8 protein-coding genes are annotated in these 13035 nt (G+C 46.8%); 2 read left to right on the top strand and 6 right to left on the bottom strand.

Translation table 11 applies throughout. From position 1 onward, the window contains the following. Positions 1-215 precede the first annotated feature (215 nt). Both ACSHX2_RS07075 and ACSHX2_RS07070 read left to right on the top strand, forming a co-directional pair. Positions 216-2189 carry a sensor histidine kinase gene (locus tag ACSHX2_RS07075; protein ID WP_435691949.1) on the top strand — a complete coding sequence of 658 codons (1974 nt, stop codon included), beginning with the start codon at positions 216-218 and terminating at the stop codon, positions 2187-2189. Positions 2190-2203: 14 nt separating this feature from the next. After that, a complete protein-coding gene (locus tag ACSHX2_RS07070; RefSeq protein WP_435691947.1) occupies positions 2204-2869 on the top strand; it encodes a response regulator in 666 nt (221 codons plus the stop codon). A 158-nt stretch (positions 2870-3027) separates the two neighbouring features. Here ACSHX2_RS07070 and ACSHX2_RS07065 read toward each other — a convergent pair whose 3' ends face one another. The 6 genes from ACSHX2_RS07065 to ACSHX2_RS07040 form a co-directional block, all read right to left on the bottom strand. Then, on the bottom strand, positions 3028-3141 hold the full coding sequence (locus ACSHX2_RS07065; RefSeq protein ID WP_435691945.1) for a PEP-CTERM sorting domain-containing protein: 114 nt from the start codon (positions 3139-3141) through the stop codon (positions 3028-3030). A 564-nt stretch (positions 3142-3705) separates the two neighbouring features. Continuing rightward, positions 3706-5586 carry a sulfatase gene (locus ACSHX2_RS07060; RefSeq protein WP_435691943.1) on the bottom strand — a complete coding sequence of 627 codons (1881 nt, stop codon included), beginning with the start codon at positions 5584-5586 and terminating at the stop codon, positions 3706-3708. Positions 5587-5993: 407 nt separating this feature from the next. After that, a complete protein-coding gene (locus ACSHX2_RS07055; protein WP_435691941.1) occupies positions 5994-7475 on the bottom strand; it encodes a sulfatase family protein in 1482 nt (493 codons plus the stop codon). 8 nt (positions 7476-7483) lie between these two features. Continuing rightward, positions 7484-9043 carry a sulfatase-like hydrolase/transferase gene (locus tag ACSHX2_RS07050; protein ID WP_435691939.1) on the bottom strand — a complete coding sequence of 520 codons (1560 nt, stop codon included), beginning with the start codon at positions 9041-9043 and terminating at the stop codon, positions 7484-7486. Between the two features lie 634 nt (positions 9044-9677). Then, positions 9678-10421 carry a PEP-CTERM sorting domain-containing protein gene (locus ACSHX2_RS07045; protein WP_435691937.1) on the bottom strand — a complete coding sequence of 248 codons (744 nt, stop codon included), beginning with the start codon at positions 10419-10421 and terminating at the stop codon, positions 9678-9680. Positions 10422-11156: 735 nt separating this feature from the next. Further along, a complete protein-coding gene (locus ACSHX2_RS07040) occupies positions 11157-12941 on the bottom strand; it encodes an arylsulfatase (RefSeq protein ID WP_435691936.1) in 1785 nt (594 codons plus the stop codon). Between the last annotated feature and the right edge of the window lie 94 nt (positions 12942-13035).

The raw sequence follows: 13035 nt of genomic DNA, 5'->3' as shown, positions 1-13035 counted from the left end.
ATGTTTTGATTGGCTTAGGAAATGACTCCTACTTTTTCATTTTAGCCGCCCTCTTCCAAAAATCGGTTTAGGCATCGTTTTGCTACGCTGAGTCTGGTGTGCTCCACTCCTCTGCTACCTGCGGCAAATAAGGTCAGTACTATCGAGTAAACTTCAGAACACGTGAACCCCTAGTTTTATGGGGGTCGAAAATAAAGTTCTTAAAGAGTAGCATAATGGACAATCCTCAAACAATTGGTATAAAATCACTCATGCGACAGTTCCCTACTATTCTCTTTTTCCTTATAGGACTACTGTCAGTTCCATCGTCAGAGGCTCAATCTCCTACCCAAGAGCTCAGCCTTCCTGAACTTGAGCAACGCTTGGTCGATATAGATAATGAACTCGAACAACTCGCCCACCATAGTTTACGCAGTGGCATAGGGTCGATCGGCTACCGTTCCAATTTCCATGAAAGCCCACACACCTCCGAATGGGTGGAAATCGAACTCGAAAAGGAAACTCAACTTGATGAAATTGTACTCATCCCCGCCATCCGCAGAGACACCAATGATGGCTTCCAAGCTGACGCCTTCCCCGTAGCGTTCCAGATTATTGCAGGTACAGACAAGAACCGTACAGGAGACGTTGTAGCGGAATACAAGACGATAACGGGTAGACCCGTCGGAATCGCCCCCCTTATTATCGATCTTAAAGGCATTACAGCCTCTTGGGTGAGACTGGAAGCGAGTGAGTTATCAAAACGAGCCTTCGACGGAAAGTACCTCTTACAGCTTTCAGAACTCATGATTTTTAGCGGAGACAAAAATGTCGCTCTGAGACGTCCTATTAAAAAATCATCCAACCATAAGATCGAAGGAATAGCTTGGGACCAACGCTATCTCGTCGATGGTCACACCCCTTACTTAATGGACACTGCGCATGGTGAACAAAGTCTAGGTTTTCTCAGCAAACCGTTTTCTCTCCCCACATTTCTGATCGATCTAGGGAAGCCCACCCCTCTTTCTAGTATCCACCTACACTCCCTGGACCAAAGCGATACGATTCCACAAGCCCAACCTGGAGACTTAGGCATTCCACAGCATTTACTAATTACTGGTGCTAACCTTCCAGACCAATCTGACGCAATTACTTTACTCGATTTTAAAAAGGAAAACATCCAAGACTCAGGCCCTATCATGATGTGGAACATCCCTGAAACCCCATGCCGCTACATTCAAATCTCAGCTATCGACCCCGTGGCTAAAAGCCGATTCGGATTTGCTGAGATCGAGCTCATATCCGAAGGTGTAAATGTAGCTCTGAAAGAGACTGTCCAGATTGACAACACTCTCCATAACAAACAGCTATTTAGAAAAATTGAAGCTCTCACCGACGGGAAAAACTTCTATGGAGAAATCCTACCGATTCGGCTCTGGCTAAACCAACTCGCTCGACGCCAGGAACTCGAAATCGAACGCCCACTCGTAGCTGCCACACTCCAAACACACTACGAACGACAGAAAGAAAACCTTAAACGCATGAAGTGGCTCGCAGCCTTGCTCGCAGCCGGCACAGTCATTATCATCCTCATAGATCGTGTCATTCGCCAGCGTGCAGTCTTTCAAACGCGTAAACGCATCGCTGCGAACTTACACGATGAACTTGGAGCCAACCTCCATGCTATTGGACTATTCGGAGACTTAGCGAAGCATGAAGTAGACAAGACTGATAATCCTGGCCAGTGGGATCAATTGGTAAAATATGTTACTGAGATTCGCACACTCACCGAACACACAGGGAAAACAGCGCGCTATTGCGCAAACATGCTCGAGGCTGACAACCACTATGCAGACCTAGTGAGCGACATGACTAAGGTCGCTGAGCAATTAAGCGCAGATTTGATGCATCAGATCTCATTTAAAAATGGGGAATTGTTACAGAACCTCCCTCCCCGCAGACGCATTGGTGTACTGCTATTTTATAAAGAATGTATCGCCAATATCATCCGCCACGCAGATGCCACACTTGCCGAAACATGCATGGTAGTAGAAAAAAATACGATCTCTTTAACTGTCTATGATAACGGCAAAGGCATTAAAGCCGTACCAAGCTCCCTCAAGCGCCGCGCCCGTTTACTCAAAGGGACGCTATCCGTTGAAAACCTTAAATCAGGGGGAACACAAATCACTCTCAATTTACGCACATAACCCTAAAAAAACTAATGGATAAAACGATCAACATTATGCTGGTAGAGGACAATCTAGCCTACCGAAAAGGTATTAGCTGTGCTTTAGAAAACACACCAGGCATGGAGCTCGCTGGTGAATTTGGAGCTGTAGAATTTGCCCTCCGAAGCCTGAAAAATAATCCAAAGGAGAATATCTACGACATCCTATTGCTAGATCTACATCTCCCTGGAATGTCAGGTCTCGACGCCATTCCCTTGTTTCTCGAGCAATCTCCTCAAACAAAAATCATCATCCTTACCCAATCGGACCAAGAAGCTGACATTTTACGCGCCACCAAACTAGGCGCATCAGGGTATCTACTAAAATCTACCACAATCACCCAGCTCATCGACGGAATCCACTGCGTCAACGAAGGCGGAGCCACACTCGACTCGAGTGTCTCTAAGTTCATTCTAGAAACTTTACACCAACAGCCACTCAACAAATCTGGTGGTACAGAGCTCTCAAAACGTGAACTAGAGATCCTCACCCTCATCGCAGAAGGAGAGGCGCAAAAGCAAATCGCCTCAGAGCTGGAAATCAGCATCTACACAGTCACCGAGTATATACGTAATATCTACAACAAGCTCGAAGTTCCCAACGCTCCAGCAGCTGTCTCGAAAGCCTACAAAACTGGCATTTTCCGCGCTAAAGAATAGCCTCCACGCGAGCTTCTAATTTAGCCTTATTTGTCTCCCTAATAGACATTCATAATACATAAGGAGATCACTCCTCCTAAGACCTAGACCTTAACGTAAGAAAGCCAGAAGATGATTGTCATCCCCTGGCTTTCTTTGAAAAACGATTTATCCGTGATCTAGCGGCGACGACGGCTAATGAGGCCAAGAGCTCCGAGACCAAGCATCGTAAAGGAGCTTGGCTCTGGAACTGCAGCTACAGTCAGATTGTCTAAGCTAAACGTTGGCTGCACTGCAGCGGGACCGTCATTATTGAAAAAAAAATTAAAGCAATGTGCTCCTCTGCCCCCAACAAAGCTCTCTCACATCCTATTCCCAAAGCTACCGCCTTTGTATCAAACTGAGGCAGGCCTTCAGCCAGTAAGCTTTTAAAACCAATAGACCTGCGGTTTGCGCGAAGCGCTTCACCGCAGGCTTGTCTGATCCTCGGCCTGGCCGAGCTGGTATCGGCGCAGCAAAATAACCTTGGTCATGAAACATGACAATATCGTAGCTAGCCTAGCTGTTGAAAACCTCGAAGAGGTTCGCTCCACCAGCCCAACGTTAGAGCCGTAGGCTACACCTTGGGGGTAAGAACCAGATTATGCAAACAACGCTGAAAGCGTTGCGGCTGAACCAGCCTCATCAAGTAAATCGGATGACTTTTCCCAAAGCCTACATCGCGACCACGCGATGCTATCTCTGACTTCCGACCTTTCAGACCTTAGACACTAGGCCTCGGCAAAACGTCCACGCCAGTTTACACCCCTAAGCCGAATGAGTCAGCCAACACAAGGGGACCAGCAGATACTAAACCTCTACCTCTTAGCCTTAACGTTTAGAGCACTCTTCGAAAATGGATTTTTTTTGCTGTGCTTCATCTCAGCTGTCAATTCGGGATAACTTACCAAGAAGTTATTTTCGTCGACCAAGTTGATAAAGTAATGCGTGGTTCCCGCAGGTAGTTCAGCTGTTACTGTATCACCCGAGATGGCAAGATTAGGGAGGCGAAACCATTCTTCATACCTCTCACCTCCATTGAGCGAGTAAATCAAATTAGCGTGGGAAAGTACTGCTCCGTTATTCTTAAACTTCAGACTCACAGTTTCCCCCTTTTGCTCACAACTTACCACTGATGACACACTCTCCTTGTGTGGTAATTCACCCGGATAGTTAGGGTTATAAGAAGGGTAGCTCGCACCCATTTCCTCTAACATGGTCGTAAGTTCTTGATTCATTTGCAGAGCTTTTTCCGGCATGGACTTCGCAAGGTTACGCGCTTCTTCAATGTCACCACGGACATGTGTGCCTGTGCTTGAATCATAGAGACGGTAGAGCTCAAGCGGCTCATTTGCCTGGTTATTTACGTAATCGTATTTGCGGATGAGCTTATAATCACCGATTCGAATCGTACTCTCCATCGCATGCCCATGGGGGAAGTGCCACATCATGGTATTGCGAGGGTTCCCGTCGGCCTCTTTAACCAGCGAAGGATCTGTCGGATCTAGCCTAAGCAGCGGCAATAGATCCAAACCATCAAGGTTTTTACCTTTAGGATTTTCAGCGCCTACCATTGAAAGAATCGTAGGATAAAAATCAAGTCCGTTGGCCAAGACATCAGTCTGAACTCCTGCTTCAATTTCTGGCCCAACAATGATCAATGGCACACGCGTACCACCTTCGCGAGCAGATATCTTACCGCGATCCAAGGGATTGTTATCTGTATAACGTTCCTTTGGCCCACCTTCCATCCCCCCATTGTCAGAAGTAAAAAGAATGTAGGTATTTTCACTAAGCATATGCCCAGGCCAGCGAGGATCTTCAGTTGTCTCCAAGTAGTTAAAAACCTTCCCAACATAGTAGTCAAGTTCCTCGACCATAGCACCGTAGTAAGGATTTAATTGTCCACTTTCATCACGAGTCAGGACATCCTTGCGGTCGACTCCCATCCGCTCTACATACTTATCAAGCAATGCCTTGGATCGAGTCTGTATAGGGGCATGTACAAGCCAAGTCGCATAATACAGGAAGAATGGCTTCGCCTTATTTTCTCGGATAAAGTTAATCGCGTTTTCATTAGTCGGGTGAAATGGAAATCCATTTTCATCCAAACGAAATGGGTCGTTTTCAGATTCGGTCGCGAAATCAGCCAGACGATCTTTCATCCCATTACGTGCCCCACGGGTCGCGTCTGAGTAGTCGAAACCCACATCTGTGGGCTGGGGATAGGCGTGATGATCAATCGCGATATGCCATTTACCAGAATGCCCAGTCGCATAGCCATTTTGCTTGAGCGCTTTAGCGAGGGTCAATGTATCCTCTGGCATCCGCCCGCTGTACCAAGGATCCATCACACGAAAATGCTTATTGATCGGCACTGGAGGATGCCCTCCTACCACGTGTGTCTTCTGTGCTCGCGCGGGGTGGTTACCACTCATGATCGCACAGCGCGATGGAGCGCAAGTCGGAGCCGGCGAGTAGCCTTGCCAGAACATCACACCTTTCTTTGCCAGCGCATCAATGTTTGGTGTGTCGTACGGCGATGGCTCATCGATGTCATACACCTTCACATCTTGCCATCCGAGGTCGTCCGTTAGTAAGAGTAAAACATTGGGTTGTTCCGGTCTGCCTTCAGCAGCCCATAGAGGTGCACAAAGTAAGCTGATAACAGAAACTGTGAATCTTTTGATCTTTATCATGATATAGTGAAGACTTGGTTTAAATAATTCGTGCGATTTCGCCCAGAGCTTGCAACTAGACACCAATCTAGTGATATCCAATTCCGAATGATGTGAAATAGCTGGAATCTCACTAAAACTATACCATAAAGCAGTCCAGACACCCCCCATTTTTCTGGGGGATCTAAGCCACAAGAGTCCTCTCTTATAGCCGAATGAGTTAATGCCCCTAGCGCTGCATTGCTGGAACATTTCTCATGGTTGATTTCTGTTAGATGAGTCATTATATCACCTAACTCCAACTTCTTTAACAACTAACTAGATCCGCGCACTTCCAGTTTGAATCCGCGGATAAAAATAATGCTATTATATGAAACCTCATACAATAGCACAATAAAGAGCACTTCAGCTAAAGGGGACAGCTATTATCACATCTTCCCACTTTTCCAAAGTTTGATATCCTTCACATCATTTTTGGCTGCAGCACCATCCGTACTGCGACCATTAGAAACATCAGCCTCTAACTGAGCAAGGAGACGAGCTGCCACCTCTGGATGGCTCTCATAAAGATTCGTAGTCTCCCCCGGATCTTTTTCTAAATCATAGAGCTGAGCGATCGGAACTCCGGCCTTCTTCGCTTCTGCTTCTTTAGGAGCAGTCCATCCACCCGAGCCACGCGCTAACAATAACTTCCACTTTCCTTGACGGTAAGCAAAGTGCCCACTAATCGAGTGGTGAATCACGCCCTTACGGCTTGATTGAATCGGCTCACCTGACAAAGCCGGCACGATACTCACACTGTCTTCCGCCGCATTTGCAGGGAGCTCTGCCCCCAGTAGTTCGGCACAGCTAGCAAACAAGTCAGTATGGCAGATCAATTGGCCCGATGTTGTACCGGCCTTGATCTTAGCTGGCCAACGCACGAGAAATGGCACGCGATGGCCCCCTTCCCACAAGTCAGCTTTCGATCCACGCAGGTGCGCACTCGCATAGTGCCCCTTGCTCTCTAATTGACTAAATTTAGCCGCCTTGGAACAGCCATTATCCGCAGTGAATACCACTAGGGTGTTTTCTGTGAGACCATTACGGTCGAGCGCATTAAGAATCTCACCCACGCCGGCATCAGTCTGCATCACAAAATCCGCATAAGGAGAGATGCCGCTCTTCTCCTGCCATTCCTCGGTGGGTACGATTGGGGTATGTGGTGAGCCATAGGGCACGTAGAGGAAAAAGGGCTTGGCATTTTTCTCTTTAGCGCGTTCATCGATATAACTAACAGCTTTGTCCGTGACACGCGGAAGCATGTTAATCACTGGATCATGCGCAATTACTGTATCGTTTTCGATCACTCCCTCCATATCGCCAGCATGATGGAAGCCATGGTAATAATCAAAACCACGGTTCACCGGACCATCTGGAATCTTACTTCCTACCGGTGCCATTTTTTTGCCTTTGGCACGCTTGAGCACCTTACCAGACTTGGGATCAGTGTATTGAAAATTCAAATGCCACTTCCCAACAATGGCAGTGTCGTATCCATTTTCTCTGAGAAAGCTAGCCACTGTTGGGCGGTCCTCAGCAATCAGACACGGCGCGAAACCTTGCACCACTCCACTCTGTAATTTCGTGCGCCAACTATAGCGACCAGTTAGAACTCCATAACGCGTGGGAGTACAGACTGCAGAGCCTGAGTGAGCGTCAGTGAATACCATGCCTTCTTTGCCGATGCGATCAATCGATGGCGTGGGAATCTTCCCTCGCTCAGGGTTAAGCAACGACACATCGCCGTATCCTTGATCATCGGTTAAAATATAGACAATATTCGGTTTATCCGCGGCCTGTAATGAGGTGGTTACACTCAGCACGCTGAGAATCAAAGGGAGTGTCAATAATGGTAAACGTGGTTTCATAGGTTTTCTTATTTTGCGAGTTCAACAACAAGCTCTTGGCAGCGTAAGCGGTGGGCATTGAGCACCGAAGCATACTCCGGGTTAGAAGCTAAGTTTATTTGCTCCTTAGGGTCTTTGCTCAAATCAAATAGTTCTTCGTAGATAGGCTTCTCCCCCTCAATCGATGCATCGGCCAAGTATTGATTACGGTCATTCTCACGGCTAAAGTAGCGGATGTATTTAAATTTCTCACCGCGAACTGACTCCGCTCGTGGGTACTCTTGGTCAGTAAAAAGGTTTTCGAGAAACACCTCCTGACGCCAATCTGCATCATCCCCCTGTAACAGCGGAACCATGCTTCCTCCCTGAAAGCTCTGAGGCACAGTCACTCCACACATATCTAGAATAGTAGCAGGAATATCCTGCCCGACCACCAGCGAATCGAGCCGTTTACCCGCTTTTTCCGCATCCAAGAATGGCGAATAGACGATCAAGGGAACGTGAACCGCCTCTTCGTAGAGCATGCTCTTTCCACTGATACCATGCTCACCGTAGATCAATCCATTATCTGAACAGAAAATGATGATCGTGTTTTTATCTTCTCCCAGCTCGACCAAGAGCTCTCGAAGGTTTTTGACGTATTGGTCAATACCATAGACCGCGCGAGCAGTCTTCAGCTTAGTGTCGCGCAGGGCCTTCCCTTTCAAGCGATAGTAACCAGGCATTTTCGCGACACTCAAAACCTCATCAGGGAATAAGGGAGTGTCGTTCGGAATAATAATCTGATCCTTCTTATCTGAGTAAAGTGTCGAATAAAACTCTGGATCTTCTTGGTTTGTACCCATCCCACCGAGACTCGATTGGTGAGGCAAATTGAAATTAATCCACGCGCAAAATGGCTTCTTCGAGTCACGTTTGTTCAATGACAGTTTAAAGCCGGCATCTGCATTCTCATAGAAATAATCGAACTCATCACCTTGCGTTAGATACGCTTGGGTCGCTTCGAAAAGTGCTTCGGTTTGCGACTTTGTCTTTAGGTTAGAAAAAGCTTTATGCTTCTTGGCTGGGTAGAACCCAAGGTGCCCTTTCCCATAGTAACAAAAATCGATATTCTCCTTAAGTGGAGTATTACTCCGATCAACAATCGTCGTATGGTGCTTTCCAAGAAATGCAGTCGAGTATCCAGCCTGCTTGAGCTGCATCAAAAAGCTGTTCGCAAACACCTCTTCAGAAATCACATTCTTTGAAACAGAGCTGAATCCAATACGATTCTTACGCTCCCATTGGCCCGTAAAGATGTTTGCTCGGCTAGGGCCACAAATCGGGCTGGTCACAAACGCTTGGTCAAAAAAGACTCCCTCAGCTGCGAGTCCGTCGATATTTGGCGTCTCAGTAATCGGATCACCACTCATACGCAATGAATCGTAACGTTGGTCATCCGAAAACAAGAAAATCACATTCGGTTGTGAAGCATTTTGTGCGACTTCTGCATTCACCACCATATTGAAGGATAGCAACAAACAGGTGCTGACTCCATACAGCATAGAAATACCCATGAAGGGACTAGTTGAGGATACGTTTTTCTTCATCACAGGTTCTTTGATTCTAGCTACCACTTCAAGTACGCACTATCAAAATCGTTCTTACTCATTTTTCATGAAAAACTTACAGACCCCTCAACTGACTCTGCTCCCTAAGAAGATCTAAATGGCTAATCAATAGTCCTGAATCCACGGAGAAACCTTCCACAGCAAGTTCCCATTATCCTCCACTCCCCATCACAACAACACGTTGCTACCTCTGACTTTAGACCTTCAGACCTTAGCCAAACCGTCCTCAATAAAGCTCTCTCAGACCATTCAAACCGTCGAAGGTCTTAAAGTCCATGGGCTACCTAGCAAAGTCTGGTGACTCGATCTCCCACACCACACCAAGCAAAAATTCTGCACCATTCTGTAATTCAGTCTAGCGCCGCAGGCATCTCACCACCCATCGCGACCACGCGTTGCAATCTTTAACTTTCGACCTCCAGCGCTTAGACACTCCCGCCCACAACAAAGTACTCCGCACTCAACCACCTGCATTCGTGCAAGTCAAAAATGCGAGAACAAGCCACTACCCTAAAAAACAAAAAGGCCCATCTATCATGACTCTCAGCCAGTCTTAACACTGCCAAAGGTCAATGATGATGAGCCTACGAAAGCTGATCTATCAGCAAGTCAATTAGCTGCGGCGACGAAGCATAGTCAATAGACCAAGACCACCAAGCAACATCGCTGAAGAAGAGGGCTCTGGTACCGCTGTGATAGCACTAAGACTTAAATCACCACCGAGATTCAAAGAAGTTCCTCCATCACTCGATCCAATACCAAAAACTTGCTGCTGCCCAGTGCCGTCGGCAACAAAAGTACCAATGACATACTGACCTGAAGAATTTAGAGTGGCATAATTAGCATTTACATCAGTAAGGTCTGCAAGTGTAGTTACAGCCGTGTCACTCCAAAAATACTCTCTACCAGCAGAACTTGCACGCTGATCAGAGAAAAATAGTTGGATCTGGTAGGTTGTACCTGCGATCAGACCGTCATACGTAAGTGTGTTGTCCGCATAAACCGGTCCGGTGTTATTTCCATTACTCCCAGAATCAAAACCATCCAAAGCTGCAGCTAGATTAGTGGAAGTAAAGGTAGCTCCACCACCAGGAGTTCCAACCACACCATCATTAAAGGTCACTCCAGTAAGATCACTACCACTGGCAACCCCTTGATAAGCGGTCCCCCCACTAGGGGCATTAAAGCGATCGTGATCAGTAATCGTGGTGGTGGTACCAGAAATTAGGTCACTAGTATTAACAGTTGCGGAAATATCGACTGCTGCTCCCCAGGTGATGGTGGCGGCATTCGCTCCTGCGCTGAGAGCCAAAAGGCAGCATGCTGCACTGACTGATTTTATATTGGTTTTTATCATAATAGGGTTGTTGTTTGTTATTGTGCTTTTCTGCCAGAATTTAGGAAGGGGATCCGGCAATGAACCTCTAGCTGTACAGCTAAGACCTGCACGTACCACTTGCGAAAATAGTCCTCAACTCGTTGGTTAAAAGATAATTCCGCCTCTATGACTTTTCGCGCAGAGAGCTCTTAGAGCAGAATTTTTGAGCAAAAAAACAGAATTCAACACGCACGCCAAACCATTTGAACAAACTTGATAATCACCTCCACTCACCAAAACAAAAAGGTTTCCCCTTACCTCAAGAACTAAAATCAATTAAAAAAAATGTGACTAAAAAGTAATTTAGCTCTTCATTTTTTGACACCCCCCTAAATTTATCGCAGTGCATTTAATGCGCAATAGATCACAAAACACGTATAAAATGACTTCTTCAAGCTATAGGAAACTACGAATAACCCTCAAATACGTTAAGTTTTCTAGTCCAGAGTAGCGGAGGAGAAGCTCGTAATTATGTTCCTCATCGCGACCACGCGATGCAATCTCTGACTTACGACCTTCAGAGATTAGATACTCCGCCCCTAAAGAAGCACCCAGACCATTCAAACGGTCGAAGGTCTACCCAGCAAAATTTGGTGACTCGATCTCACACATCACCCTAAGCAAAATTCTGCACCATTCTGGAATTCTGTCTAGCGCCGCAGGCATCCCTTCCAAAAAAACATTCGTGTAATTCGAGAGATTTGTGGTGAAAAACTATTTCTTAGAAATGAGCTCCACGTCAGTGAAGTAAGCACCACCAGCCTTACCATTTTCAGTGTAAAGGTAGGTCAACAGCTCAGATGGGCCGGCGGGAAGGTCTATCTCAAACTCTACTCCTGTGGTCCCTGGATTGACTGCACTCTCCATAGTTTTTCCAGCTATCTCAAGTTTAGCGCGAACCGCCTTTACTGGCTTGTTCGCTTCAGCTGGCCACTGGCGTAGAGTGATTTTGTAACGACCAGCGGTCTTCACCTCCACCATCCATGGACCAGTAACTTTAGGTAGTTTCTTGATGGAACCAAAATTCCATGGAGGATTCCCCTTTGCCATGTACCAATCCTGTGAACTTAATACAGTTTTAGGCTCGGCAGGATTCCCTAAATCAATGCGAACCGGAGTCATCCGTGGCGATACACGCTCCCAGAATGGGTCATAAAGCGCTCGTAAACGCTCCACTTCCTCGGGATGCTCAGCTGCGACATCCTTGCTCTGAGCTGGATCTGCTTCTACATCAAAAAGGTACTGACCGCCAGAGTTCACTAGTCTCCACTTATCAGTCAACACAACGGAGAAAGCTAAAGGCCCCGGAGGCATAGCCGTACCACCCGCTCCACCGTGGTATTGCAGCACGTGATGCTTACGCTCAAACTCTTCAGTAGCCCCATCTAACAAGGGCTTCAGCGAGACACCATCTTCATCATATTCTTCAGCCACAGGAATTTCACACAGATCAGCTAAGGTTGGAAGGACATCAATATGCGCAGTAAGCGTGTCGATCTCTTTTCCGCCCATCAACCCACCTTTGGGCCAATAGATAAAGAAGGGAACGCGGTGTCCTCCATCGTAGACAGAAGACTTCTTTCCGCGCATGCCAGCGTTATAACCAACAATAGGCTCGGAATCTAAGCCCTTAAATTTAGCCCCACCAGCGGTGCCATTGTCAGTCATGAAAATGAGGATCGTATTCTCATCCAAATCTAACTCTTTGAGACGCTCACGAAGAATTCCAAAATTGTAATCAATATTGGCAATCATCCCGTAGAAGTTCGCATTAGAGACTTCCTTATTACCCATGTACGGCTTCGCCCATTCTTTCGGCACAAAGTATGGACCGTGTGGAGCATTCAGAGCCAAGTATAGAAAAAAGGGCTTATCCTTATTCTCCTCTACAAAACGAATCCCCTCACGGAACCAAACATCAGTACAGTAACCTTCAAACTTCTCGAACGCACCATTGCGTTCATAGGTATCGTCAAAATAATCATTCCCCCAATAGTCAGGAGCTTGGCCCACGCCACCAGCACGATGCCACACAACATCTTGAAATCCGCGATCCTGTGGACGGTGCGGCGCATTATCTCCCAAATGCCACTTCCCAACCATGCCAGTGGTATAACCAGCGTCGGCAAATAGGTGAGCGAGAGTTTTCTCATCCGGATGCATCAAGGTACGTCCAGAACTGGTCCGATACGCCCCAGTGACTGCTGGATGATTTCCTGTCATCAATGCTGCACGAGTAGGTGTACAGAAGGGACTCACGTGAAAATCGGTGAAGCGTACCGATTCAGAGTACATCTTATCCAGCTCTGGAGTTTTCAAGATAGGGTTTCCGTGACACCCCAAGTCCCCATAGCCTTGGTCATCAGTCATCACCAAAATGACATTAGGCCGAACTGCTTCCGCCTTAGTCACAGAATTAAAACCTGTACTGAAAACCAGTACAGAGGTAGCTACCGTTAAGAAGCTAGTAGCCTTTATGCTCAAAATACGATCTCTCATTATTCCATAGCATAGGCAAAAAACAGGATGGCTGCCTATCCACCATTTAGTGGGTGCCACGTACTATCAATAAAGCCTCGGTAATAAAAAGATC

Origin of the sequence: Rubritalea sp. (assembly GCF_051252225.1) — a bacterium.
Taxonomy (GTDB): Bacteria; Verrucomicrobiota; Verrucomicrobiia; order Verrucomicrobiales; family Akkermansiaceae; genus Rubritalea.
The sequence above is the reverse complement of the archived record's forward strand: the minus strand, read 5'-3'. Positions and strand labels throughout refer to the sequence as shown.